Here is a 24,803-nt window from a genome sequence, read left to right as displayed (position 1 = left end):
TCCTGTTATGCGGCAACATTTAGAAATAAGAAAGCTTGATAAGCGATAAAGCAAATGACCAATATACCGCCTTCAACACGATTAATTTGACGGCGTTTTCCGAGTGCCATTACCAGTAATAGGATTGAAATAGCCAACATAACATAAAAGTCACGATCCATCGCTAATGGGCTTAATGCTGATGGGTTGAGTAACCCTGGAATCCCCATAACTGCTAAAATATTAAAAATATTAGAGCCGATGATGTTACCTACTGCCATATCATCTTCGCCTTTAAAGACGCTTGCTATTGATGCTGCCAGTTCCGGTAGACTGGTGCCGACGGCAATAATGGTTAAACCAATCACTAAGTCACTCATTCCGAAGTATTTAGCGATAGTAACCGCAGAGCCTACCACCATATCTGATGAGTATAATAAAATCCCTAAGCCAATCAAAACCCAAATAATTGCTTTGGTGTTACTCACGTCTGTTGGAATATCGGCTTGTTGCTCTTCAAGTAAAGGATCGCTTTTGCTATCACGGCTTATTTTCATCATTACGATTAAGAAAATGCCAAACAATACCGCGAGAATAATCCCTTCATTACGGCTTAAATAGTTATCCCATAAAATAGCCCCTGCGATAACCGTCACTCCAAGCATGATAGGTAATTCACGGCGAATAATAGTCGAACTAATGCTTAATGGCTTTATGATGGCTGTAATACCAAGAATTAATGCAATATTGGCAATGTTTGATCCTAATACATTACCAACTGCGGTATCGGTTTTATCAGCAAGTGCTGCGGTCGCCGATACCATCATTTCTGGTGCTGAGGAGCCCATAGCAAGAATCGTCATACCGATAACCAGTGGTGCAACCCCAAAATTTTTCGCTAATGCGGCCGCGCCATATACTAATCTATCTGCACTCCACACCAGTAAAGCTAACCCGACACAGAGCAACACAATGGCTTCTAGCATGTTAATTCCTTTTCAGTACGACTCGCTAAAATAGCGAATTTCAATCAATTGATGAGAGATTTCCAATTTGAGTTGCTAATTTTGACGTTAACTCATGCAAAAGGGAAGCATAAGCAAATACTAATTATCATCTTGAAACGGTTTTATGATGGCTGACTTGATTAACAGCAACTGAATTAAAGCGGATTAAGGCTGCAAATTAGGCCGTGGTTGTTTATACTTTTAAAACGATGTTTTATTGTATAAAGTTAAGATGTGTTTGATTGGTTTTCGGTTGAATTTGTCCAGTTAATGTCGCTTTTGTCGCAAATGTATTATTTTTAATAAAAATTCACTACTTTAGTGCGATAAAACCTTGCTTAGGTTGAGTTGGTCGCTAATTCCTCATATTATCAGCGCTCTTTTTTATGATATACACTGATTATTTTTAAGTTATTTATTATCAAGTGGCTTACAGCGCTATTGTGCCAAATAACATCAATATTCATCGCTTATGCAAGCTAGTTAGCGAGAGGTAACCTAAATATAATGCTCAATGATGATGTACTTGTTTCGATTAAAAATATGACTTTCTCTCGTGGTGAACGGCTGATTTTTGATGATATTAGCCTTGATATTCCACGTGGAAAAGTTACCGCGATCATGGGGCCGTCAGGAATCGGTAAAACAACCTTATTACGCTTAATTGGTGGCCAGATTGCACCCGATAATGGTGAAGTATGGTTTGAACAATGGAATATTCCAACATTGCGTCGCAGCGAACTTTATCAAGCCCGTAAGCGAATGAGTATGCTATTTCAATCAGGTGCATTATTTACTGATATGACGGTGTTCGATAATGTCGCATTCCCATTGCGAGAGCACACTCAGTTACCGGAAGATTTGTTACGAACTTTAGTGCTACTAAAATTAGAAGCGGTTGGTTTGCGTGGTGCGGCACAATTGATGCCAAATGAGTTATCTGGCGGTATGGCACGTCGAGCAGCATTAGCACGTGCAATTGCCCTTGATCCCGATTTAATGATGTACGATGAACCTTTTGTTGGCCAAGATCCTATCACTATGGGAGTGTTGGTAAAATTAATTCGTGATCTTAATCAGGCGTTAAATATTACCTCTGTAATTGTATCGCATGATGTGCCTGAAGTGATGAGTATTGCTGATCATGTCTATATTCTCTCTGGTGCTAAGATCATTGGTTGTGGTACGCCCGATCAATTGCGTGCAGATACCAATCCTCAAGTGCGTCAATTTTTAGATGGTGATGCAGATGGCCCGGTGCCATTTCAATTTCCAGCACAGCCGTTAGGTGATGATTTATTTGGTTAATTAATGTAGCGCACTGATTGGCATTAGGGTCGCGGTGCATGACAACAGAGAATATGAGCAAAAAATGATAATTGATGCGATTTCCCGATTGGGACGAGCGACTATCGAAAAGTGTCAAGCCTGCGGTCGTGCAAGTTTGATGTTATACGGCGCACTAGTATGTAAGCCGCAACCGATAAAAATGTTGCCATTATTGATCAAGCAACTGTATTCAGTTGGGGTGCTATCAATGGCGATTGTTTTAGTGTCGGGATTATTTATCGGTATGGTACTAAGCCTGCAAGGTTATCTGGTATTAGCCGGTTACGGTGCCGAAACCAGTCTTGGACAAATGGTGGCATTATCGTTATTGCGTGAATTGGGTCCGGTGGTGACAGCACTGTTGTTTGCTGGTCGTGCTGGCTCTGCATTAACCGCTGAAATTGGTCTAATGAAAACCACCGAGCAACTATCAAGCATGGAAATGATGGCGGTTGATCCATTGCGTCGCGTGATTGCGCCACGTTTTTGGGCTGGAGTGATTTCAATGCCATTGTTAGCGCTGATGTTCTCTTTAATTGGACTCTGGGGCGCGCAATTAGTCGGTGTTGATTGGAAAGGTATTGATTACGGCAGTTTTTGGTCGGTGATGCAGTCATCGGTTGATTTCAGTACTGATATTGGTAATAGCATTATCAAATCGGTGGTATTTGCTATCGTGATAACATGGATTGCGGTCTTTAATGGCTATGATGCCGTACCCACCTCTGAAGGGATCAGTCGTGCGACAACCCGTACCGTGGTTAATTCATCATTGGCGGTATTGGGACTTGATTTTGTGTTAACTGCACTAATGTTTGGTAGCTAAACATTCACTTAGCCGGATCTATACGACGGCATAAATTAGATGGATAAAGATAATGCAACAAAATAGACGATTAGAATTGTGGGTTGGTGTATTTATGCTAGCCGGCATCAGTGCTTTATTAGTATTGGCGTTTAAAGTCGCTAATGTTCAAAGTTTTGGTAGTACAGAAACCTATACCCTAAAAGCGCATTTTGACAATATCGGTGGTTTAAAAGTACGTTCTCCAGTTAAGGTTGGCGGAGTTAATGTCGGTGAAGTGACATCGATTACGTTAGATAAACAGACTTATGTACCGATTGTGACCTTAGCAATAAATAAAAAGTTTGGTTACTTCCCTGAAACCAGCTCTGCATCGATTTTAACTTCAGGCTTGTTGGGCGAGCAGTATTTAGGTATTCGTCCTGGATTTATTGATAGCGATACTGAAATGTTACATAACGGCGATTTAATTGAAGACACTAAATCTGCGTTAGTATTAGAAGATATGATTGGTCAAGTGCTGTATAGCCTTGGCGGTGATAAGAAATAATGAGGAGAACCACCATGAAATTTATACGAGGCTTAATGCTGTGTTTAGTTGCTGTTCCAATGTTGGCGCAAGCAGCAACAGTTGATCAGAGCAACCCTTATAAAATGATGGATACAGTATCTGCACATTTATTTGGTACGCTAAAAGCAGAACAGAAAAAAATTCAAGCTAATCCCGAAGAACTTCGAGTGATCGTAAAGCAAGAATTATTACCTTATATTAATGCTCGTTATGCAGCATACAAAGTATTAGGGGCTAACTTACGTAATACAACCGCTGAGCAACGTGATGCCTTTACTGCTGCTTTCACTGATTACTTAGTAGCATCGTATGCGCAAGTACTTACTCAATATACTGATCAAAAAATTGAGCTAGAATCACCAAAACCGATACCTGCTGATCGCAGTATTATTTCGGTTCGAGTAGATATTATTGATCCGCAACGTCCGCCTATTCGTCTTGATTTCAAATTACGTTTGAATAAAAAACCAAAGAATGGCAGGGATTTGACATGGTAGCTGAAGGTGTCAGTATGCTTTCGACTAAGCAAAGTGAATGGAGTGGTCAATTACGCACCAAAGGTATTGATGCGGTGACACAAAGTTTACGTGATTTAGCTGCGAAACCGATCCACATTGAGAAAAACTAATCATGGCTGTTAATCAGATTAGTTGGCAAGTTATTGCTGATGGGCAATACCGCTTGTCAGGGTCGTTAGATCGTGACACAGTGCCTGTTTTTTGGCGTCAAAGAAACCAATGGATGCCACATAATAAGCAGTTAACACTCGATCTTGCTGACTTGTCTCGAGTAGACTCGGCTGGCATGGTAATGTTGCTGCATTTGTGCCAGCAACTTAAGCAAACGGGAAGTAGCGTGATGTTACATAATATCCCTCAAGAGCTTAAGACGCTGTTTCGCTTAAGCCATATCGAACCAATGTTAACAGCTTGCATGGAGTAAGTTGTAGAGAGGATAGCTCGTGGAAATCTCTGAGATTAAACAAATTCTAGAAAACGCTTTAGATGTCGATGAAGTCATCGTTACAGGCGAAGGTAGTCACTACCAAGTAATTGCTGTGGGTACATTATTTGACGGCATGAGCCGCGTTAAAAAACAACAAACAATTTATGGTCCATTAATGGATCGTATTGCTGCAAACGACATTCACGCGTTAAGTATTAAAACATACACGCCTGAAGAGTGGGCGCGTGATAAAAAATTAATGTCGTTATAGAGAGCTAAATGATGCAAAAGTTTCGTATTCAGGGCAGCGGCCCATTAAGCGGTGAAGTGGCTATTTCTGGCGCTAAAAATGCAGCATTGCCAATTCTGTTTTCTGCTTTACTTGCTGAAGGTCCAGTAGAAATTGCTAATGTGCCTCAGTTACGTGATATTGATACCACTATGGAATTACTGTCACGTTTAGGCGTGAAAGTATCGCGTAATGGTTCATCTGTTGATATTGATGCTAGCGATGTTAACGAGTTTTGTGCACCGTATGATCTTGTGAAAACCATGCGTGCATCGATTTGGGCATTAGGTCCTTTAGTGGCGCGCTTTGGTCAAGGTCAAGTGTCATTACCGGGTGGTTGTGCAATTGGTGCTCGTCCAGTTGACTTGCACATTGTTGGTCTTGAGCAGCTTGGTGCAACTATCACCCTTGATGAAGGCTATGTGAAAGCATCTGTCGATGGTCGTCTTAAAGGCGCGCATATCGTGATGGATAAAGTCAGTGTAGGTGCAACGGTAACTATTATGTCTGCGGCGACACTTGCTGAAGGCACAACAGTTATTGAAAACGCCGCCCGAGAACCAGAGATTGAAGATACTGCGGCATTTTTAAATGCAATTGGCGCTAAAATTACTGGTGCAGGTACGGCAACTATCACTATCGAAGGTGTTGAACGTCTTGCTGGTGGCTATCATGAAGTGGTTGCTGATCGTATTGAAACAGGTACATTCTTAGTCGCTGCTGCGGTTTCTGGTGGCAAGATTGTGTGTCGCAATACTAAGCCTGAACTGCTTGAAGCGGTATTGGCTAAGCTAGAAGAAGCTGGTGCACTGGTTGAAACTGGCGCTGATTGGATCAGTCTTGATATGACTGATCGTGAGCTTAAAGCGGTGAATATTCGTACCGCGCCGCATCCAGGTTTCCCAACTGATATGCAAGCACAATTTTCGCTATTAAATCTTATGGCAAAAGGCACTGGTATCATCACTGAAACGATTTTTGAAAACCGTTTTATGCATATTCCAGAGCTAATCCGTATGGGGGCTCACGCTGAAATCGAAGGTAACACTGTCATTTGTGGTGATACTGATGGCTTAAGTGGCGCGCAAGTAATGGCAACGGATTTACGTGCATCAGCAAGCCTTGTGATTGCGGGTAGTATTGCTAAAGGCGAGACCATCGTTGATCGTATTTACCATATCGACCGTGGTTATGAGTTCATTGAACAAAAGTTTAGTGCGCTTGGCATGAATATCGAACGCATTTCTGCATAAACCTTTAGGTTAGCTTTAAAGTGTTAATAAAAACCTCGCATATTGTGCGAGGTTTTTTTATTGTTGCTTATCAATCATTAATAATTGGCTATTTGGGCGGGTTCGTCATTGGTGGTCGATTAGCAACGGTGACCGGAATCATCATCGGTTTACCATCACGTAATATCTTCACTTGAATATGCGTGCCTGGGCGAATATCTGTCACGATATCACGCACACTTTGAACGTTAGTGACTTCTTTACCTGCAATTTCAATCACAATATCATTTTTCTTAAATCCAGCTTTTGATGCCGGACCGGTTGGATCCATACCATCAACGATAATGCCATTAACCTTGGCTACATCATAAAGCCGCGCCATTAATGGATTGATCTCTCGCCCTTGAATACCGATCCAGCCACGAATCACGCGACCATCAGCAATTAACTTTTGCATGATCTTAATCGTCAGCTGATATGGGATCGCAAACGAAATACCATAGGTTTCAATATTAGTTGCCTGTTGGAAAGAGGCGGTGTTAATACCGACTAATTCACCGCGAGTATTGACTAATGCACCACCGGAATTACCTTTATTAATCGCGGCATCCGTTTGTAGAAAATCTTGCGGGCCATAGAAACTCATGCCAGAGCGACCCGTTGCAGAGATAATACCAAAGGTCGTGGTTTGACCGAGATTGTAAGGGTTACCGATTGCCAGTACCACATCACCAACCGCCGCTTTATATTGGGGGTTAACGGGAATAACGGGCAAATTATCAGCATTAATTTTTAATACTGCCAGATCAGTTAATTGATCTAAACCGATCAATTGCGCATTGAGAACGCGACCATCTTGCAGAGCGACAATGATTTGATCTGCATGGGCAACAACATGGTAATTAGTGACGATATAACCTTTATCACTCATGATAACGCCAGATCCTAACCCTTGAGTGCGTAACTCACGTTCTTCGCTATTACTATTGTCATAACGGCGGTTATAAATATTAACCACTGCAGGTGAGGCACGACGAACGGCATAATTAAAAGAGAGTGGGGTTGAACCGCTATCGGGTAATGATAAGGACACTGGCGTCGTTGGACGTAAATCAGGGACGGCAATCAGCACTATAATTGCAGTAATAAGGCCGAGAGCAATAGAGCGACCAAGAAATGCCAGCATTAACTGTCCTTATAAAATGAGAAATAAAAAAGGTGCCAACAGAATAGCACCCCTCTAGAGTGAGACCAACTTTTGGCTCGATTGTGGTGGTTAAATTACCGCAATATTATTCAGGTCGTGATCGTGAATAAAATGATGGCTAACGAATAATAATATATAACACATTATTGCCTCGTTGAATTTCAAGTGCGATCACTTGTGGCGGGTGCTGCAACAGTTTACGCAATTGGTTAAGGTTACTAATTGGAGTGCGATTAAGCCCTATAATTATGTCGCCTTTGCGCAGCCCTGATCGTGCCGCCAGTGAACCTTGAGTAATTTTATTCACTTCAACGCCGTGAGGTTTGCCGTTAACTGTAACATCACTGAGTTGTGCACCGGTTAAGTTAGTGTGAAGCTCATCAGCTTTAACAATATTATTCTCACTAGCACTCAGAGTTACAGTAAATTGTTGTAACTTACCATTGCGCATAACTTGTAAGGTCAGCGTTTTTCCAGCTCCCAGCGTGGCAACTTTGGCACGTAACTCACTGAATGAGCGAATAGGGCTACCATTGACTTGGGTAATGATATCACCTGCTTTTAAGCCTGCTTTTTGCGCTGCTGAATTGGGCATAACTTGGTTTACAAACGCACCTTTATTGGTGTTATAACCAAAGGTTTTGGCAAGTTCAGGCGTTAATTCACGTCCTTGAATACCAAGAGTTCCCCGTTGAACACGACCAAATTTAATTAATTGTGAGGTAAGGTTATTGACCATATTTGATGGAATGGCAAATCCAATCCCGATGTTACCTTTATTGGGCGCTAGTATTGCGGTATTAATACCGATCAGCTCACCGTTAAGGTTTATCAATGCGCCACCAGAGTTACCACTATTGATCGCTGCATCAGTTTGAATAAAGTCTTCTATATTTTCAAGATTTAACCCACTGCGGCCTAATGCAGATACGATGCCTGAGGTCACGGTTTGTCCGAGCCCAAAAGGATTACCAATAGCGATTGCAAAATCACCGACTCGTAATTTATCTGAATTGGCTAATTTAATCGCTGTTAGTTTTTGAGGCGTCTGTATTTGTAGTAAGGCGATATCCGCTGCTTTATCACTACCAATCAGCTTGGCAGTAACTTCATGACCGTCATAAAGTTGCACCAGTATTTTATCTGCGTGATTGATCACATGCTGGTTGGTAACAATATAGCCTTTATCTGCATCAATGATGACCCCAGAGCCTAAACCACGAAAAGGGCGTTCTTGAACTTGTTCGGCAGGAAAATTGGGACCAAAGAAAAACCGATAGGCTTCAGGAAGTTGTTGCTTTGAAACTTGCTTACCTTCAATTGCAATACTCACTACTGCAGGTGTTACTTGCTCAAGCATTGGTGCTAGGCTAGGCATCTGTTGATTACTGACAGCCATAGGTAATGCGGCATTGGCTGTGATAGGTGGCATTAAAGCGCTAATGGTTAACGCTAATGCGCTAATAACAAAACGGTTTTTTTACGCATAATATAACTCCAACTTAATAAGTTAAAGTATGACTTATTAGCTGGAACTAAGTTCCCCCACAATGATGGTTTGTGGGGGAAGTCTTAGTATTGAGATGAAGCGTTAACTAACTTTTGCAGCTGCTTCTGTTGTAGGAATCTCATTACTTCGAACCGTTGCCGGCTTATCATTAAATAATCCTGTCGCACCGTTAGCATAATCACGAGGTTGATGATCCATGACTTCATCTTCAATAGGTTGAGCGTTTTTAACCGACTCGAGACTGGTGATGCGTTGTGAAAATGGATTATCTTGGGTCGGTAAATTTGGCATAAGTTCGGCAGATGTTTTTGCCATATGCTCATATAACTTACTGTAATCCTTAGATACGTTATCTAATAATTCCGCACTACGGGCAAAATGGTCGACCAACTCTTGGCGATATTGCTCAAGTTCATATTTTGATTTATCAAGATCTTTTTTTAATGATATTTGTTGCTTTTGGTTCTTGTTAGTAACGCGACTTATTAGTGAGCCAACAAAAATCCCTGCAATAAAAATAGCAACTGCAATAATCCAACTCATAGCCATGATAATTCCTTGTAATTTGGGTGTTAATACGTGTTTTCTCAGTCAGAGTACTGTTTATTAATAAGTAATAACGCTATTACTATACCTTGAGCAGGTTGCGCATGATACTGATTCAATCATATATTATGACTATTTATGCTGCAGTTTTATGGCAATTAAGATGTAAAGGGATAACATCAAATGAACCAGCTGACACCGCTCGACAAATACCATACAGATCTACAACGTGTCGATTTTTTTGCCGATCCTGCTCAGGCTCAGGCGGTGGCTCATTTAGATGATTTATACCATCGATTAATTGCCCCTGTCGCTCCATCACCAGCTACGACTGAATGGCAACGGTTATGGTCAATGACTAAATCATTGTTTAAAACCACAACAACTCAAGCAGAAATCGTGCCAGTCACGGGATTGTATTTTTGGGGCGGTGTTGGACGGGGTAAAACCTACTTGGTTGATACCTTTTATGACTGTTTACCTACTGAACGCAAGCTGCGGATTCACTTTCATCGTTTTATGTATCGTGTCCATCAGCAGTTGCAACTGCTTGATGGTATTGAAAATCCATTAGAGCATGTCGCGGATCATTTTAAACAGCACACTGATATTATTTGTTTTGATGAGTTTTTTGTCAGTGATATTACTGACGCGATGATTTTAGCAACATTACTTGATGCTTTGTTTAAACGGGGCGTTACGCTGGTAGCAACATCCAATATCGAGCCTGATGGTTTATATCGAAATGGTTTGCAACGTGCACGATTTTTACCCGCGATTGAATTGATCAAACAATATTGCCAAGTAGTCAATGTTGATGCCGGGGTTGATTATCGACTTCGTACATTAGTTCAGGCTGAAATTTATTATTCGCCATTAGGGCAACAAGCGAATGCTAATTTAGCGCATTATTTTGAGCAGTTGACAACTGAGCCACGTCAGCATAATAAAAACATCATCATTAATCAGCGCTCGGTGGTCGCACAGCGTGAAGCAACGGGGGTCGTCCAGTTTAGTTTTCAGCAGTTATGCCAAACAGCGCGTAGTCAAAATGATTATATTGAAATTGCGCAGTTGTACCATACGGTATTGCTTGCCGATGTACCGCGAATAACCGAGCAAGATGCCGCACGGCGTTTTATCGCCATGGTTGATGAGTTTTATGAGCGAAATGTGACATTAATTATCTCTGCAGCAGCGCCATTAACTGAACTTTATACTGAAGGACGGTTATTATTTGAATTTAAACGTTGTTGTTCACGTCTAATTGAAATGCAAAGTGAACAATATTTAGCGAAACCACATCTAATTGATGAATGACGAATTCAACTGAGTAACGTAATTTGAGCCGATTAACACAGTTTTGATTGTGATTTGTTGGTCTAATTATCAATTTCAGACTGTTAATATGAAAAAAAACCATTTTTTTTGGGAAAAAAGGTGATTTTTTCCGCACCCTTCTCTATAATCTTGCGACCCACCGTACCTGTATGGCGAAAGCCAGGAGTGCCACCCACTCGAAGGGGTGATGACTGGGCTCTTAACAGAGGGATCATCATTTGATGGTTCTAGTAAGTGAAACTATTTAAATAATGGGTATTAATTAGCATGAAAACTTTCGTTGCTAAACCAGAAACTGTAAAACGTGACTGGTATGTTGTTGACGCTGAAGGTAAAACTCTAGGTCGTCTTTCAACTGAAATCGCTTCTCGTCTACGTGGCAAGCACAAACCGGAGTACACTCCACACGTTGACACTGGTGACTACATTGTAGTTATCAATGCTGAGAAAGTAGCAGTAACTGGTGCAAAGCGTACAGATAAAATGTACCACCACCACACTGGCTTCATCGGCGGCCTTAAGTCAATCAGCTTTGATAAGCTAATTGCTAAGAAACCAGAAATGGTTATTGAAACTGCTGTTAAAGGCATGCTTCCAAAAGGTCCTCTAGGCCGTGCTATGTTCCGTAAGCTTAAAGTTTACGCGGGTACTGAGCACAACCATGCTGCACAACAGCCTAAAGTACTAGACATCTAATTGGGAATTATGACAATGGCAGAGAATCAATACTACGGCACTGGTCGCCGTAAAAGCTCAGCAGCTCGCGTTTTCATCAAACCGGGTACTGGTAACATCGTAATCAACAAGCGTAGCATCGAAGAGTACTTCAGCCGCCCAACAGCGCGCATGGTAGTTCTTCAGCCTCTTGAGCTTGTTGGCATGACTGAGAATTTTGACCTATACATCACTGTTAAAGGTGGTGGTATCACTGGTCAATCTGGTGCTATCCGTCACGGTATCACTCGTGCTCTTATGGAATACGATGAAACTCTACGTCCTGCTCTACGTTCAGCTGGCTACGTTACTCGCGACGCTCGTTGCGTTGAACGTAAGAAAGTTGGTCTACGTAAAGCACGTCGTCGTCCACAGTTCTCTAAGCGTTAATATTACGCTTCCAGATTTTTATCTGGTTTACTGTGTACAGAAAAAGCTCAGCCCTCGGGTTGGGCTTTTTTTTTGATTGTTTTTTAGAAAGTATTGTTCATTATTGTTAATGATATATTTTCTCGCACCTCGCACCTCGCACCTCGCACCTCGCACCTCGCACCTCGCACCTCGCACCTCGAATCTATATCTTCCATCACTTTTTTGGTTAATACTTGATGCATAATAACGATAAATCGTCTGTGTTCGATATTTACCGCTAAACAATGGTGTGAACTTGTGAATATATTGAGCTTTACATATTCTTAAAATGTTGGCGATAAATTAAAACTGCAGCAATATTGTTACTGCGGTATGTTTGGATAGGCTTGTATCTAAGCGTTAGGGATATATAAAAATAACAATCCAAGCAGGAGCTATTGGAGAAAATGGATGAGTACTGTGCGAATAAGTAATGGAAGACGTCGCTTTCTAACGGCAACAACCTCGATCGTCGGCGGCATAGGGGCAATAGCAATTGCTGTGCCTTTTATTAAATCATGGAATCCAAGTGAGAAAGCCAAAGCGGCTGGTGCGCCAGTTGAAGTAAACATCAGTAAATTAGCTGATGGACAAATGATTCGTGTGGAATGGCGCGGCAAGCCTGTATGGATAGTACGTCGTAGCCAAGCAGTATTACAGCAATTAGCCACTCATGATGCTCAGCTTCGTGATCCTACCTCTGAAGAGCCACAACAACCTCAATATGCGCAGAATTCACATCGTTCATTAAAACCTGAAATATTTTTAGCTGTTGGTATTTGTACCCACTTAGGCTGTTCGCCGACTTATTTGCCGACAAGTTTTAGTGATCAAGTGAGTGGTGTTGCTGCTGGCTTTTTTTGTCCCTGCCATGGTTCAACCTTTGATATGGCTGGGCGAGTATTTGCAGGAGTGCCAGCACCGCTTAATCTGGTGGTGCCGCCGTATCAATTCTTAGACGATAACACCATTTTGGTTGGACTTGATAAGGAGACGGTGTAATGGCTGGCTTAGTTAATTGGATTGATCAACGTCTACCTATCGTAAATGCATATCGTAAACATTTGTCTCAATATCCAATGCCAAAGAACTTTAATTTTTGGTATGTGTTTGGATCTCTAGCGATGTTAGTTCTAGTTAATCAAATCATTACCGGTATTTGGTTAACCATGAATTATGTTCCCTCAGCCGAAGGTGCCTTTGCCTCGATTGAATACATAATGCGAGATGTTGAGTATGGGTGGCTACTGCGTTATATGCACTCGACCGGAGCCTCGGCCTTTTTTGTGGTGATATATCTCCACATGTTTCGCGGCTTAATTTATGGTTCTTATCAAAAACCGCGAGAGCTATTGTGGTTATTTGGCATGCTGATATTTTTAGTGCTGATGGCTGAAGCTTTTATGGGGTATTTATTGCCATGGGGACAAATGTCTTACTGGGGCGCGCAGGTGATTATTTCACTGTTTGGTGCAATCCCTGTGATTGGTGATGATCTTACTTTATGGATCCGTGGTGATTATGTTATTTCTGGTGCCACCTTAAACCGTTTTTTTGCTTTACACGTGATAGCGTTACCGTTAGTGCTGTTACTGCTGGTGGTGTTACATGTATTAGCACTGCATGAAGTGGGCTCAAATAACCCCGATGGTATCGACACTAAATTGCCTAAAGGTAGCCAAGGTGATGAGCATCAAACCCAGTTTACTTTTCATCAAGACTACACCAAAAAATACGACATTATAGATTCGATTCCGTTTCATCCTTACGGCACCGTTAAAGATCTGATTGGAGTCGCAGTATTTGCGTTGTTCTTTAGTTATGTGATCTTTTTTGCACCTGAAATGGGCGGCTACTTTTTAGAAGCACCAAACTTTGAAGCTGCTAATCCAATGAAAACCCCTGAGCATATTGCTCCAGTTTGGTATTTCACTCCCTTTTATGCCATTTTGCGCGCCGTACCCGATAAATTGTTAGGGGTTGCTGCTATGGGAGCTGCAATTGTATTTTTGTTCTTATTACCGTGGTTTGATCGCTGTAATGTGCGCTCTTTTCGTTACCGTAGCACATTGCATTTGGCTAATTTAGTTCAATTTACCATCAGTTTTATTGGCTTGGGTATTCTTGGATCTTTACCAGTAACACCGATATTCACCTTGTTGGCACAAATATTTAGTTTTACCTATTTCATGTTTTTTATTGTGTTGTTTTTCTACAGTAAAAATGAAGCGACTAAACCGCTACCAAAGAGGGTGACATTCAAATGAAACAATGGATTGTAGCATTACTGGTTTGGCTGCCGACATTTGCCATCGCGGGTGGTGGCAATGTGAGTTTGCAAGCCGCGAATAATGATCTGACAGATAAGGCCTCTTTGCAGCGAGGGGCACAATTGTTTGCCAATTATTGTGCAGGTTGTCATTCAACTCAATATCAACGTTATGAGCGAGTAGCCACTGATTTAGGCATTCCTGTTGAACTTATGCAGCAACATTTAATGTTTAATCCTAATGCTAAAATTGGTGATTTAATGACAAATTCGATGTCAGAACAATATGCTGCTGCATCATTTGGTGCGCCAACGCCAGATCTTACGATGGTGGCGCGAGTGCGTGGAACCGATTGGTTATACACTTACTTACATTCTTTTTATGCTGATCCTAGCCGTCCATTTGGGGTTAATAATAGTCTTTTTCCAAGTGTTGGTATGCCACATGTGCTTGAAGAACTTCAAGGGGTACCGCGTAAGATCTATGAGACCCAGATGATCGACGGTAGTCCAACTCAAGTATTAATAGGCATCGAAACTGATGGCAGTGGTGATTTAACCTCGCAGCAATATGATGTTGCTGTACGTGATCTGGTTAACTATTTAGATTATTCCGCTGAGCCAATGAAGCTTGAACGGCAGCGATTAGGGTTGTGGGTAATGGGGTTTATTAGCTTATTTTTAGTATTAACAGTGCTGTTGAAGAAAGAATATTGGCGTGATGTCCACTGATAAGGTAATCTAGTGGGTTAAGAATCTCGCAATGGGGGCTTGAGCCTCCATTGCTTTTTGTGTATTAAATATACTGGAGGGGTTGATGGCTGTTGCTGCCAATAAACGCTCTGTGATGACTCTGTATTCTGATGCTTCAGACATCTACAGCCATCAGGTGCGTATCGTACTAGCCGAAAAAGGCGTTAGTGTTGAAATTGAGCTGGTTGATCCAATGAGCCTGCCGGAAGATCTGTTAGAATTGAACCCATACAGTTCAGTTCCAACATTGGTTGATCGCGAATTAGCGTTATACCAAGCTAACATTATCATGGAGTACTTGGATGAGCGTTTCCCTCACCCACCTCTAATGCCTGTTTATCCTGTTGCTCGTGGTAATAGTCGTTTGATGATGTACCGTGTTGAGCGTAACTGGTACTCACTGGCTGACAAGATTAACGCAGGCACTGCTGATGAAGCTGATAAAGCACGTAAGCAATTACGTGAAGAGTTATTAGCACTAGCACCTGTCTTTGCTGAATACCCATTCTTTATGAGTGACGAATTTAGCCTAGTTGATTGCTACCTTGCACCACTATTATGGCGTTTACCTGAAATGGGTATTGAGCTAAGTGGTACAGGCGCTAAAGAAGTGAAGGCATATATGACGCGTGTATTTGAACGCGATTCATTCCTTGCTTCTTTAACTGAAGCTGAACGTGAAATGCGTTTAGCTGGTCAGTAATTATGGATATGGAAAATATGACGCCGCGTCGCCCTTATTTGTTACGCGCGTTTTATGATTGGTTGGTTGATAATGATCTTACTCCACATCTCGTTGTTGATGCGATGTTACCAGGAGTAAAAGTGCCAATGGAGTTTGTGAGTGATGGTCAAATCATCCTCAATATTGCTCCTATGGCGGTGGGAAATCTAGAATTGAGCAATGAAGCTGTTAGCTTCAGTGCACGCTTTAGTGGTCGTCCACATTCAGTTATCGTACCAATGTATGCAGTTTTGGCTATCTATGCGCGTGAGAACGGCGCTGGAACGATGTTCGAGCCTGAAGCTGCATACGATACTGAATCTGCTATCTATGATGATGAGCACGTGTCAGCAGAAGAAAACACCGATGATGATGTGTCTCCTGCAGTTTCTCCATTTGCTGTTGTTACAGAAACGGTTGATGGTGATGAGCCTGATGATGAGCCACCACGTCCTCGTGGTCGTCCAAGCTTACGTGTGGTTAAATAACGTAGTCGTTAACGAAAATAAAAACGCAGCCAGTGGCTGCGTTTTTTTATGGCTGTAATAACGCTACTGTTTAATAACACGATTGCTTAATAGCGTTGTGGTTTTTCAAACAGCGTAATCACGTGCTCAACCCCTGAAACATTACGTGCAATATTGGTGGCTATTGCTGCTTGTTCTGGGGCGACATAACCGAGTAAAAAGACTCGCTTATTTTCAGAGATCACTTTGATGACCACATTGGTCAGTTGCTTACTGGCAATTAGCTGTGATTTCACTTTGGTGGTTAACCACGCATCACGACTAATATTTGTCATGGTTAATAATGGTCGCACTTGGATTTGATTGTAAATACGATCAATCCCTGTAATACCACGGATTTGTTCAACAAATGCTTGTTTAAGTGGTTGTGATGTTGCTTGGCCAACTAACAATACCGTGCCATCAAGGGCGACACTATCAACACTCAGTTGTTTGGTAAACTGACGAGTATGAGCAACGCCTGCAATATCCATTTCTATTTTTTGATCTTGCCAGTGTTGACCACTATTGCGTGGATCTTGGGTTGAAAGAACAGAACATCCAGTCAGAGATAAGCTCGAAATAACGACAAATGTCACTAACCACTTCATTAATTAACCTTCGTGATGAGGAAATAAAACTTGGTCAATTAAATCACATAAGCAATGAATTGTTAATAAATGGCCTTCTTGAATACGTGCTGTGCGTTGTGATGGAATACGAATTTCAACATCTTGCACACCAAGTAAGCCTGCCATTTCACCGCCGTCTTTACCGGTTAAAGCAATGATGGTCATATCACGAGTCAGCGCAGCTTCCATTGCCTTAATGATGTTTTTACTGTTACCACTGGTCGAGAGTACCAATAAAATATCCCCGGCTTGGCCAAGGGCACGCACTTGCTTTGAAAATACTTCATCATGGTGGTAATCGTTAGCAATAGCACTTAATACGGTAGTATCGGCTGTTAGTGCTAATGCTGGCAGGCTAGGGCGCTCAATTTCAAAACGATTGATTAAGCATGAAGCTAGCTGTTGTGCGTTAGCTGCGGAGCCACCATTACCACAACTTAAAATTTTATTACCATTTAATAGGCTTTGCACCATTGCTTGAGCAGCTTTAGCAATCGCATCAGGCAGAGCTTCAGCAGCAGCGATTTGGGTTTGAATACTTTCGGTGAAACTTTCTCGAATGCTATCTAGCATGACTAACCTTCAACTAATATGTTAGTAAACCACTCAATGTGGTGATGATGGCCCTGAATAGCAATGATATCAAACCGAAATTGGCAATGCTCAATCGAGTAACCATTTTTGTGTAACCAAAAAAAGCGGCTCGTTTGAGTTTTTGTTGTTTGCGCCAATTTACGGCTTCAGCTGCTGATCCATAGTGGGCTTGGGCTTGGGCTCGGTATTTTACTTCAATAAACACCAAACATTTACCTTGTCGCATGATTAAATCAATTTCACCACTACGGCAGCTAAAATTTCGTGCAATAGGCGTCAGATGATGGCGGCACAAATACTGTTCCGCCATCTGTTCATAGGCTTGGCCAATCTGACGATTATTGGGCAGAAGACTCACCATTGATAAGGTTTATGTTATCGGCTGCACTAGATGTATTAGAGACTGCACTAGATGTATTAGAGATAGGTGCTGTTGGCATATGGGTTGCGGTCAGTGGTGTTATACCGTGACTGCTAAACTTACCCCAATCGATTTCACGCTGTACAACACATTGATTGTTAACTGATAAGTCACCAGTTTCCCCTTGTACGCTGTAATGACTATTAGCGCGCATTTCAGGTAATTTCTTGGCAATTAAGTAAGCATCCATACCAAAGGCATGCAGACGAATACTAGTATTACCTTGGTTTGGCCACAGTTGATTAAAGCGCTCCATATAACCCGGTTGTGGGTTGATCAGTAGTGGAATATCACTGACTTCAATACCGCGTAATTCACGGTTACCATTATGGTTATCAGGATTACTGCGTGAGCTAGCGTAAATCTGAGCTGGATCACCACTTGGCGGCATTGATGCTTCAATGAAAGGCTTTAGCATCATAACTTCGTTACGACTAGCAACCATATAAATCGCATCAACATGACTGCCAGCACCGGTGGTAAATGCTTGTTTAATTTGCTGAGGTATTTGAGCTCGGCTACCAAAATTTACGATCAATGCTGGCTGATTATCAAGCTGTAACCATTGTTGATTAAATGCTTGTGCAACACGTTGTCCAAAGCCATTAGATGGTACTAGGATGGCTGGATTACGATGACCTTGAGCGTAAATACGTTCTGCAGCTTGCTGCGCTTCTTGCTCTGGTGACAAAGCAAAATAGCAAGCATTAGGTTTATTATTACTGATTTGCGGCGGCATGTTTAACGCCAGCATATTGATATGGGTGGTGTTATCTTGCTGAAATTCAGTAATAATATTTTTACGCAGTGGGCCAACAACAAACTGGGTACCGTTATGTTGTAGCTGCGCCATGATATCAGGCATTGATTGAGCTTCAGTATCATAAATATTGAGCTCATTATTGGTATCGCGGCCTTTATCATCCATCATTGAGTTAATAAAACCATCGCGAACCGCCTTACCTTGTGCAGCAAAACGACCTGAAAGTGGTAATAATAACGCGATATTATCGAGCTTAACCGCCTTCATATCGATCAATGCTTTTAGCTCTGCGGGTAGATATTGATTCGCAGGGTGATAAGGGTGGCGATGAAGCCATTGCTCAAGTGCTTGCTTAAGCTGCATCGGTTGCATGGTCGCGCTGTTTTTCAACATCGCAAGTTCAACCCAGCCTTTAAGCACACTGTCGTTATCAGTCAGCTTAACACTGCCTAATTGAGCATTGGTATAACCGCTTAGATCATGCCAAACTTGTTGCCAATTCGCGGCTTTTTGACTTTGATCTAAATAGTAATCAAGCTTAGTACGTTCACGTGCAGCTTGGAACGGGTGGTTTAACTGTTCCAATAAGTTAGCACGTAGGGTGTAATAGCGCTGATATTGACTTTTAGTTAGCTGCCATGAAGGTTGAAAATTTAAACTATTCAGTGCCGCTTGTGGTTGACCTTGATGCTCACGTACCATGGCACGCGCAAGTTGCCATTCAGCAATTTGAGTTGGGTTCATGGACTGTTGAGATAATTTAGCAATCCATTGATCGGCTTGTTGCCATTTATTTTCGAGGATCATCGCTTTAACAGCCATGATCTCCCAGTTAATGCGCTCTGCGCCATCACTGGTGTTGACTTTACTTAAATAGGCGGCTGAGCTTTGAGCGGCTACCGCAGTGATATCCGTTAATGGTACCTGCTGGTTGTACAGGTTTGGCGTGCTACACCCTGCTAAAGCAACAGCAAGGGCTACAGGCGCCATCAGTCGTGATACACTTTTACGCTTATGGGTAAAATTGGGCATTGAATTTATTCAACTGTGACAAATTACTCTTGATATTAATTGCAGATGAGATCTTAGACAAATGAGTGAGAGCAATTCAGGCATGGTAGATGTCGCAACTTTGTACATCGTACCAACACCTATCGGTAATCTTGCTGATATAACGCAGCGCGCATTAGACGTATTAGCAAACGTAGATTTAATTGCTGCTGAAGATACACGTCATACATCGCGATTGTTGTCCCATTTCTCTATCTCGACCCGCACCTTTGCGCTTCACGATCATAATGAACAGCAAAAAGCTGACTTTTTGATTGAGAAACTTCAGGCAGGTACTAGCATTGCGCTGGTGTCGGATGCTGGTACGCCGCTGATCAGTGATCCAGGGTATCATCTTGTTAATCGCTGTCGTCATGCGGGTGTTAAAGTTGTGCCATTACCAGGCCCATGTGCTGTAATTACAGCCTTGAGCGGTTCAGGTTTACCTTCTGACCGTTTTAGTTTTGAGGGGTTTCTTCCTCCCAAAAGTAAAGGTCGCCGCGATTGTTTTCAAGCATTAGCAGACGATGCACGAACATTGATTTTTTATGAATCGCCACATCGTATTAATGATTCCCTAAGTGATATGTTAGCCGTGCTTGGCCCTGAACGCCAAGTAGTATTAGCGCGTGAGTTAACAAAAACTTATGAAACTATCCATGGCGCACCACTTGGCGAGCTAATTGACTGGTTAGCAGAAGACAGTAATCGTGTTCGTGGTGAGATGGTTATTTTGGTAGCTGGACACCGTGCGCTAAAAGATGAGTTATCGGTAGAGATTCTACGTACACTAACATTACTAGCAAAAGAATTACCGCTTAAAAAAGCGGCGGCGTTAACGGCGGAAATTCACGGTGGTAAGAAAAACGCACTCTACAAATGGGGCCTTGAAAACCTCGAGTAACGGCTGCAGTCCAATAACGGTTACTTTGCAGATTTAAACTTGAGAGCGTGGTTTTTATCACCGAATTAAAATCAGACGCTGTTTTTTTGTTCAAGCTGTAACTTTGGTGATTTTTTCACTGGTAACTGTGAGCGTTGTCTTATACAATTCGCGCCGGAGTTGGTCAGGTAATCGCTGCTTCGTTGGTAACCTTCGGGAAGTCAATGGAGGGGAGGAAAGTCCGGGCTCCACAGGGCAGGGTGCCAGATAACGTCTGGGGGGCGCAAGCCTACGACAAGTGCAGCAGAGAGCAAACCGCCGATGGCCCATTGCTTGCAATGGTGCACAGGTAAGGGTGAAAGGGTGCGGTAAGAGCGCACCGCGCGGCTAGTAATAGTTTGTGGCAAGGTAAACTCCACCCGGAGCAAGACCAAATAGGTCCCTAATGGCGCGGCCCGCGTTGGGGACGGGTAGGTTGCTTGAGTCTGTGAGCGATTGCAGACCTAGACGAATGATTGCCGCCGCGAAAGCGGAACAAAACCCGGCTTATCGACCGACTCCCTACATTTAGAGAAGGTGGTGTTTGATTACAAGCACCACCTTTTTTGCGTTTTATTTTCCGCCAAAATTACATTTCGCAATCAGGTTTACTCGGCCACTGTTAGAAGTGTGTCTGAATTACTGCCAATTGCTTGACATCGTTTTTGTCTCATACGTACACTTTGTGGTGGGAATTTGTGGGGAAAAGTGGTGTTGTCTCATTATCTTTGTTGTTATTCTGCTAAAGTGAGTAATTCATCTACTCTCTTTATCGTGTAATCTGACCGAGATCCCCCAATGTTAAGAGGTGCCACTAGCGTTGTTATTGATGATAAAGGCCGCTGGGCAATGCCTAAGCGTTACCGTGCATCGTTAATTGAACAATGTCAGGGACACTTTGTTTGTACTATCGATCACCAGTTTTGTTGCTTGTTGCTATATCCCATCGATGAATGGGAACGAATTGAAGCTAAATTAGTACGTCTATCCAGCCTTCATCCCGCAGAGCGCCGCTTGCAACGATTATTGCTTGGGCATGCTTGCGAATGTGAATTGGATGCGCAGGGAAGGATATTAATTCCACCGACGTTAAGACAATATGCTCAGTTAGCGAATAAAATTATGGTCGTTGGCCAGTTAAATAAATTTGAAATCTGGTCTGCGCCTTTGTGGCAACAGCAAATTGAACATGATATCGACCTTCAGGCTGAGGATGCGCCGGAACCTTCCCCGCGCCTTAGTGAGCTTTCACTTTAGCTGAAATTATATTTATGTCTGAGCAATTTGAGCACGTTTCCGTTTTACTTAATGAATCAGTAGACGGGTTAGCGATTAAACCCGATGGTATCTATATCGATGGTACTTTCGGTCGCGGCGGTCATAGCCGTTTAATTCTGTCAAAATTAGGTGACAACGGTCGCCTTTACAGCATCGATCGCGATCCTCAAGCTATTGCGGAAGCGCAAAAAATTGATGACTCACGTTTTGAAATTATCCATGGCCCATTTTCAGGCATGGAAAAATACATGCAAGAACGTGATCTGATTGGTCGTGTTGATGGTGTTTTACTTGATTTAGGTGTGTCGTCTCCGCAGCTTGATGATGCTGAGCGTGGCTTCAGCTTTATGCGTGACGGCCCACTAGATATGCGTATGGATCCAACATCAGGAATGTCTGCTGCTGAATGGTTAGCAGAAGCTGATGCTGATGATATCGCATGGGTATTAAAAGAGTTTGGTGAAGAACGTTTTGCTAAGCGTATTGCGCGTGGCATTGTTGACCACCGTGAAAACCCTGAAAAAGAACCGTTAACACGTACGCGTGAATTAGCGAGTTTAATTGCTGAGGTGTCACCGTTTAGAGATAAACATAAACACCCTGCTACGCGTAGTTTCCAAGCGATTCGTATTTACATTAACAGTGAATTAGAAGAGATCGATACAGCGTTGCATGGCGCAATGAACACCCTTGCTAGCGGTGGCCGTTTGTCAGTGATCAGTTTCCACTCATTGGAAGATCGAATGGTAAAACGCTTTATTCGTAAGCAAAGTAAAGGTCCTGATGTACCTGCAGGTTTACCGCTAACAGAAGATCAAATTAAAGCGCTAGGTTGTGCTGATATGAAGCCTGTTGGTAAAGCGATTAAACCGTCACAAAATGAACTTGGTTATAACACCCGTGCTCGTAGTTCTGTGCTACGTTTGGCCGAGCGTCTATGAAACCAACAGAATCTTCAATGAATCTGGCTAGCCTGATCGGACGAGACCTCGTCACGGTCGGGTTAGTGCCGCTGATTCTAGCCTTCGCTATCCTCATTTCTGCCTTATCTGTTGTTTATGTTACTCATGAATCTCGCCAATTAATTGCTCAGCAAGAAAAATTGCTGATGCAACGTGAGAACTATGATGTTGAGTGGCGAAATCAAATTCTTGAAGAAAACTCGCTTGCCGAGCACAGTCGTATTGAACGATTAGCTGAAACTGAACTCAAAATGCAACGTCCATCTGTCGATAATGAAATAGTCATACATTAAAAGATGAAATTATTTAATCGTCCAAATAAAAAGACTCAATCTTCTAAGAGCACGCCATTTTTAAAATGGCGTTTTGCCATCATCTGCGGTTTTATTTTATTAGGTTTCTTTGGCCTAATTGCTCGTGCTGCTTATATTCAGGTACTTGAACCTGGTCGTCTTATTCAAGAAGGTGATGCCCGTTCGCTACGGGTACAGTTAATGCCTTCTGCACGTGGCATTATCTCTGATCGTAACGGTGAGCAACTGGCTGTAAGTGTGCCAGTACAAGCGGTGTTTGCTAACCCTGTTGAGATTTTCAAACACGGTGGCCTTAGTGATACTAACCGTTGGAATGCACTGGCTGATGTGTTGGATTTAAACCGTGCCAAGCTACTGCAACGCATTGAAAAAAATAAAAACCGTAAATTCATTTATCTTGCGCGTCAAGTTAGTCCACCAATGGCTAATTATGTCGAAAAATTAAAATTAAAGGGTATTGGTTTACGGGCTGAGTCGCGTCGTTTTTATCCTTCAGGTGAAGTTAGCGCCCAATTAATTGGTTTTACTGGTATTGATGGCCATGGACTTGATGGTATCGAAAAAACCTATGATGGTTGGTTAACGGGTGAGCCTGGCCGCCGAACGGTACGTAAAGATCGTTATGGTCGTGTGGTGGAAAATATTTCTCAACAAAGCCGTCAACCGGGTAAACCGTTAGAGCTAAGTATTGATCAGCGCATTCAAGCGATAGCTTACCGAGCCGCGAAAGAAGGGGTGATGGATATTCCAGCAACCTCCGTCAGTATTGCTATTTCAGATGTGCGCACTGGTGAAATTCTGGCGATGGTCAATGCGCCGTCATTTAACCCTAATGATCGCAATGATCGTCAACCGTATAAAATGCGTAACCGCGTGATCACTGACACCTTTGAGCCTGGCTCAACGGTGAAGCCATTTGTGGTTTATACCGCACTTAAAAATGGCATTGTTAATGAACATACGTTGATCAATATTCCGCAAAGTAAGCATTTCCGTGTTGGCTCTAAGGTGATCACTGACGTATCACGTATCGAACCGCTAGCAACGGTACAACGTATTTTACAAAAATCGAGTAACATCGGTGTGAGTAAATTATCGTTGGCAATGCCAGTCGAAGACATTCTTGATACTTACCGTAAGGTTGGTTTTGATGAGCCATCAGGTATTAACCTAATTGGTGAAACAACGGGTCATTTTCCTAATCGTTATCGTTGGTCTGACATTGGCCGCGCAACCTTAGCTTATGGTTACGGTATTTCGTTAACCCCAATTCAGTTATTGCATGCTTACACCACCTTAGGTGCTTATGGTATTAAACGTCCACTTTCGATCTTGAAAACAGAAAAAGTGGTACCGGGTGAGCAAGTACTTGATCCTAAAATTGCCAAGAAAATTCTGTTAATGATTGAGTCAGTAACGGATAAAAAAGGCGGTGGCGGTGGTTGGCGCGCAGCTGTTCCTGGCTACCGTGTTGGTGTTAAAACCGGTACTGCCAAAAAAGCTGTTGCTGGTGGCTATGGTAATGATTACTTCTCATATACCGTTGGTGTGGCACCAATTAGTCACCCACGCTTAGCGATAGTGGTAATGGTGAACGAGCCGAAAGGCGATAAATTCTATGGTGGTGCAGTGGCTGCGCCAATTTTATCCAAGGTACTTGGTGGCGCATTACAGATTTTAAACGTGCCGCCAGATGCTGATACGCTAAAAATAGATAAATGAGTGTGAT

26 protein-coding genes, 1 other RNA gene and 2 pseudogenes are annotated in these 24,803 nt (G+C 42.5%); 21 read left to right on the top strand and 8 right to left on the bottom strand.

Annotation, left to right across the window (positions count from 1 at the left end):
- Positions 1-5: 5 nt before the first annotated feature.
- The gene (locus tag BTN98_RS10800) at positions 6-965 is read right to left on the bottom strand and encodes a calcium/sodium antiporter (RefSeq protein ID WP_060998317.1); all 960 of its coding nucleotides are present in this window, start codon (positions 963-965) and stop codon (positions 6-8) included.
- A 528-nt stretch (positions 966-1,493) separates the two neighbouring features.
- Between BTN98_RS10800 and mlaF the strand changes: the two genes are divergently transcribed.
- From mlaF to murA, 7 genes and pseudogenes are all read left to right on the top strand, one after another.
- Entirely contained in the window at positions 1,494-2,294 is an 801-nt protein-coding gene (gene mlaF / locus BTN98_RS10795; protein WP_060998316.1) for a phospholipid ABC transporter ATP-binding protein MlaF, read from the top strand.
- Between the two features lie 64 nt (positions 2,295-2,358).
- Entirely contained in the window at positions 2,359-3,141 is a 783-nt protein-coding gene (gene mlaE, locus BTN98_RS10790; protein ID WP_060998315.1) for a lipid asymmetry maintenance ABC transporter permease subunit MlaE, read from the top strand.
- Between the two features lie 52 nt (positions 3,142-3,193).
- Complete coding sequence (gene mlaD, locus BTN98_RS10785) at positions 3,194-3,670, top strand: outer membrane lipid asymmetry maintenance protein MlaD (RefSeq protein WP_060998314.1); 477 nt, start codon at positions 3,194-3,196, stop codon at positions 3,668-3,670.
- Between the two features lie 14 nt (positions 3,671-3,684).
- A pseudogene (gene mlaC / locus BTN98_RS10780) lies at positions 3,685-4,319 on the top strand (phospholipid-binding protein MlaC).
- A 2-nt stretch (positions 4,320-4,321) separates the two neighbouring features.
- Positions 4,322-4,633, top strand: a complete 312-nt coding sequence (locus BTN98_RS10775; RefSeq protein WP_060998312.1) for an STAS domain-containing protein — start codon at positions 4,322-4,324, stop codon at positions 4,631-4,633.
- Between the two features lie 19 nt (positions 4,634-4,652).
- Positions 4,653-4,907 (top strand): BolA family iron metabolism protein IbaG, encoded by a 255-nt coding sequence (gene ibaG / locus BTN98_RS10770; protein WP_060998311.1) that lies wholly within the window; start codon positions 4,653-4,655, stop codon positions 4,905-4,907.
- Between the two features lie 11 nt (positions 4,908-4,918).
- The gene (gene murA, locus BTN98_RS10765) at positions 4,919-6,178 is read left to right on the top strand and encodes a UDP-N-acetylglucosamine 1-carboxyvinyltransferase (protein WP_060998369.1); all 1,260 of its coding nucleotides are present in this window, start codon (positions 4,919-4,921) and stop codon (positions 6,176-6,178) included.
- An 88-nt stretch (positions 6,179-6,266) separates the two neighbouring features.
- Here murA and degS read toward each other — a convergent pair whose 3' ends face one another.
- From degS to zapG, 3 genes are all read right to left on the bottom strand, one after another.
- Entirely contained in the window at positions 6,267-7,343 is a 1,077-nt protein-coding gene (gene degS / locus BTN98_RS10760) for an outer membrane-stress sensor serine endopeptidase DegS (RefSeq protein WP_060998310.1), read from the bottom strand.
- Positions 7,344-7,482: 139 nt separating this feature from the next.
- Positions 7,483-8,796 (bottom strand): Do family serine endopeptidase, encoded by a 1,314-nt coding sequence (locus tag BTN98_RS10755; RefSeq protein ID WP_105029991.1) that lies wholly within the window; start codon positions 8,794-8,796, stop codon positions 7,483-7,485.
- A gap of 159 nt (positions 8,797-8,955) precedes the next feature.
- Positions 8,956-9,417: a Z-ring associated protein ZapG gene (zapG, locus tag BTN98_RS10750; protein WP_060998368.1), complete on the bottom strand. Its 462-nt coding sequence runs from the start codon at positions 9,415-9,417 to the stop codon at positions 8,956-8,958.
- Between the two features lie 195 nt (positions 9,418-9,612).
- Here zapG and zapE point away from each other — a divergent pair, with 195 nt between their 5' ends.
- From zapE to sspB, 8 genes are all read left to right on the top strand, one after another.
- On the top strand, positions 9,613-10,740 hold the full coding sequence (gene zapE / locus BTN98_RS10745) for a cell division protein ZapE (protein WP_060998367.1): 1,128 nt from the start codon (positions 9,613-9,615) through the stop codon (positions 10,738-10,740).
- A gap of 288 nt (positions 10,741-11,028) precedes the next feature.
- The gene (gene rplM / locus BTN98_RS10740; RefSeq protein WP_060998308.1) at positions 11,029-11,457 is read left to right on the top strand and encodes a 50S ribosomal protein L13; all 429 of its coding nucleotides are present in this window, start codon (positions 11,029-11,031) and stop codon (positions 11,455-11,457) included.
- Positions 11,458-11,472: 15 nt separating this feature from the next.
- Positions 11,473-11,865, top strand: coding sequence for a 30S ribosomal protein S9 (rpsI, locus tag BTN98_RS10735; protein ID WP_060998307.1), 393 nt, complete (start codon positions 11,473-11,475; stop codon positions 11,863-11,865).
- A 432-nt stretch (positions 11,866-12,297) separates the two neighbouring features.
- Positions 12,298-12,888 (top strand): ubiquinol-cytochrome c reductase iron-sulfur subunit, encoded by a 591-nt coding sequence (gene petA / locus BTN98_RS10730; RefSeq protein ID WP_060998306.1) that lies wholly within the window; start codon positions 12,298-12,300, stop codon positions 12,886-12,888.
- A complete protein-coding gene (locus BTN98_RS10725) occupies positions 12,888-14,153 on the top strand; it encodes a cytochrome b (protein WP_060998305.1) in 1,266 nt (421 codons plus the stop codon). Before petA ends, BTN98_RS10725 begins: the two co-directional genes overlap by 1 nt.
- Positions 14,150-14,887 carry a cytochrome c1 gene (locus BTN98_RS10720; protein ID WP_060998304.1) on the top strand — a complete coding sequence of 246 codons (738 nt, stop codon included), beginning with the start codon at positions 14,150-14,152 and terminating at the stop codon, positions 14,885-14,887. Before BTN98_RS10725 ends, BTN98_RS10720 begins: the two co-directional genes overlap by 4 nt.
- 85 nt (positions 14,888-14,972) lie before the next feature.
- Complete coding sequence (gene sspA, locus BTN98_RS10715) at positions 14,973-15,611, top strand: stringent starvation protein SspA (protein ID WP_060998303.1); 639 nt, start codon at positions 14,973-14,975, stop codon at positions 15,609-15,611.
- A 2-nt stretch (positions 15,612-15,613) separates the two neighbouring features.
- Positions 15,614-16,120 (top strand): ClpXP protease specificity-enhancing factor, encoded by a 507-nt coding sequence (gene sspB, locus BTN98_RS10710; protein ID WP_060998302.1) that lies wholly within the window; start codon positions 15,614-15,616, stop codon positions 16,118-16,120.
- An 86-nt stretch (positions 16,121-16,206) separates the two neighbouring features.
- On the opposite strand, the gene BTN98_RS10705 is transcribed toward sspB, so the two are convergent.
- The 4 genes and pseudogenes from BTN98_RS10705 to BTN98_RS10690 form a co-directional block, all read right to left on the bottom strand.
- Entirely contained in the window at positions 16,207-16,749 is a 543-nt protein-coding gene (locus BTN98_RS10705; RefSeq protein WP_060998301.1) for a BON domain-containing protein, read from the bottom strand.
- Positions 16,750-16,752: 3 nt separating this feature from the next.
- Complete coding sequence (locus tag BTN98_RS10700; RefSeq protein ID WP_060998300.1) at positions 16,753-17,343, bottom strand: phosphoheptose isomerase; 591 nt, start codon at positions 17,341-17,343, stop codon at positions 16,753-16,755.
- A 2-nt stretch (positions 17,344-17,345) separates the two neighbouring features.
- Positions 17,346-17,725 (bottom strand): annotated as a pseudogene (locus BTN98_RS10695) (YraN family protein).
- Complete coding sequence (locus BTN98_RS10690) at positions 17,703-19,580, bottom strand: penicillin-binding protein activator (RefSeq protein WP_082732154.1); 1,878 nt, start codon at positions 19,578-19,580, stop codon at positions 17,703-17,705. The pseudogene BTN98_RS10695 and the gene BTN98_RS10690 overlap by 23 nt, the downstream one beginning before the upstream one ends.
- 61 nt (positions 19,581-19,641) lie before the next feature.
- On the opposite strand from BTN98_RS10690, the gene rsmI reads away from it, so the two are divergent.
- From rsmI to BTN98_RS10660, 6 genes are all read left to right on the top strand, one after another.
- Positions 19,642-20,502: a 16S rRNA (cytidine(1402)-2'-O)-methyltransferase gene (gene rsmI / locus BTN98_RS10685; protein ID WP_060998298.1), complete on the top strand. Its 861-nt coding sequence runs from the start codon at positions 19,642-19,644 to the stop codon at positions 20,500-20,502.
- Between the two features lie 155 nt (positions 20,503-20,657).
- An RNA gene (gene rnpB / locus BTN98_RS10680) (RNase P RNA component class A) lies at positions 20,658-21,046 on the top strand.
- A 272-nt stretch (positions 21,047-21,318) separates the two neighbouring features.
- On the top strand, positions 21,319-21,777 hold the full coding sequence (gene mraZ / locus BTN98_RS10675) for a division/cell wall cluster transcriptional repressor MraZ (RefSeq protein WP_060998297.1): 459 nt from the start codon (positions 21,319-21,321) through the stop codon (positions 21,775-21,777).
- 14 nt (positions 21,778-21,791) lie between these two features.
- On the top strand, positions 21,792-22,739 hold the full coding sequence (gene rsmH, locus BTN98_RS10670) for a 16S rRNA (cytosine(1402)-N(4))-methyltransferase RsmH (RefSeq protein ID WP_060998296.1): 948 nt from the start codon (positions 21,792-21,794) through the stop codon (positions 22,737-22,739).
- A complete protein-coding gene (ftsL, locus tag BTN98_RS10665; RefSeq protein ID WP_060998295.1) occupies positions 22,736-23,053 on the top strand; it encodes a cell division protein FtsL in 318 nt (105 codons plus the stop codon). The genes rsmH and ftsL overlap by 4 nt, the downstream gene beginning before the upstream one ends.
- Before the next feature lie 3 nt (positions 23,054-23,056).
- A complete protein-coding gene (locus BTN98_RS10660) occupies positions 23,057-24,796 on the top strand; it encodes a penicillin-binding transpeptidase domain-containing protein (protein ID WP_060998294.1) in 1,740 nt (579 codons plus the stop codon).
- Positions 24,797-24,803 lie beyond the last annotated feature (7 nt).

Origin of the sequence: Photobacterium aquimaris (assembly GCF_002954455.1) — a bacterium.
GTDB classification, from domain to species: domain Bacteria; phylum Pseudomonadota; class Gammaproteobacteria; order Enterobacterales; family Vibrionaceae; genus Photobacterium; species Photobacterium aquimaris.
The sequence above is the reverse complement of the archived record's forward strand: the minus strand, read 5'-3'. Positions and strand labels throughout refer to the sequence as shown.

Coding starts and splice junctions, on each gene's coding strand:
- BTN98_RS10800 (WP_060998317.1), bottom strand. CDS start 965: ATGCTAGAAGCCATTGTGTTGCTCTGTGTCGGGTTAGCTTTACTGGTG.
- mlaF (WP_060998316.1), top strand. CDS start 1,494: ATGCTCAATGATGATGTACTTGTTTCGATTAAAAATATGACTTTCTCT.
- mlaE (WP_060998315.1), top strand. CDS start 2,359: ATGATAATTGATGCGATTTCCCGATTGGGACGAGCGACTATCGAAAAG.
- mlaD (WP_060998314.1), top strand. CDS start 3,194: ATGCAACAAAATAGACGATTAGAATTGTGGGTTGGTGTATTTATGCTA.
- BTN98_RS10775 (WP_060998312.1), top strand. CDS start 4,322: ATGGCTGTTAATCAGATTAGTTGGCAAGTTATTGCTGATGGGCAATAC.
- murA (WP_060998369.1), top strand. CDS start 4,919: ATGCAAAAGTTTCGTATTCAGGGCAGCGGCCCATTAAGCGGTGAAGTG.
- degS (WP_060998310.1), bottom strand. CDS start 7,343: ATGCTGGCATTTCTTGGTCGCTCTATTGCTCTCGGCCTTATTACTGCA.
- BTN98_RS10755 (WP_105029991.1), bottom strand. CDS start 8,796: ATGCCACCTATCACAGCCAATGCCGCATTACCTATGGCTGTCAGTAAT.
- zapG (WP_060998368.1), bottom strand. CDS start 9,417: ATGAGTTGGATTATTGCAGTTGCTATTTTTATTGCAGGGATTTTTGTT.
- rplM (WP_060998308.1), top strand. CDS start 11,029: ATGAAAACTTTCGTTGCTAAACCAGAAACTGTAAAACGTGACTGGTAT.
- rpsI (WP_060998307.1), top strand. CDS start 11,473: ATGGCAGAGAATCAATACTACGGCACTGGTCGCCGTAAAAGCTCAGCA.
- petA (WP_060998306.1), top strand. CDS start 12,298: ATGAGTACTGTGCGAATAAGTAATGGAAGACGTCGCTTTCTAACGGCA.
- BTN98_RS10725 (WP_060998305.1), top strand. CDS start 12,888: ATGGCTGGCTTAGTTAATTGGATTGATCAACGTCTACCTATCGTAAAT.
- BTN98_RS10720 (WP_060998304.1), top strand. CDS start 14,150: ATGAAACAATGGATTGTAGCATTACTGGTTTGGCTGCCGACATTTGCC.
- sspA (WP_060998303.1), top strand. CDS start 14,973: ATGGCTGTTGCTGCCAATAAACGCTCTGTGATGACTCTGTATTCTGAT.
- sspB (WP_060998302.1), top strand. CDS start 15,614: ATGGATATGGAAAATATGACGCCGCGTCGCCCTTATTTGTTACGCGCG.
- BTN98_RS10705 (WP_060998301.1), bottom strand. CDS start 16,749: ATGAAGTGGTTAGTGACATTTGTCGTTATTTCGAGCTTATCTCTGACT.
- BTN98_RS10700 (WP_060998300.1), bottom strand. CDS start 17,343: ATGCTAGATAGCATTCGAGAAAGTTTCACCGAAAGTATTCAAACCCAA.
- BTN98_RS10690 (WP_082732154.1), bottom strand. CDS start 19,580: ATGCCCAATTTTACCCATAAGCGTAAAAGTGTATCACGACTGATGGCG.
- rsmI (WP_060998298.1), top strand. CDS start 19,642: ATGAGTGAGAGCAATTCAGGCATGGTAGATGTCGCAACTTTGTACATC.
- mraZ (WP_060998297.1), top strand. CDS start 21,319: ATGTTAAGAGGTGCCACTAGCGTTGTTATTGATGATAAAGGCCGCTGG.
- rsmH (WP_060998296.1), top strand. CDS start 21,792: ATGTCTGAGCAATTTGAGCACGTTTCCGTTTTACTTAATGAATCAGTA.
- ftsL (WP_060998295.1), top strand. CDS start 22,736: ATGAAACCAACAGAATCTTCAATGAATCTGGCTAGCCTGATCGGACGA.
- BTN98_RS10660 (WP_060998294.1), top strand. CDS start 23,057: ATGAAATTATTTAATCGTCCAAATAAAAAGACTCAATCTTCTAAGAGC.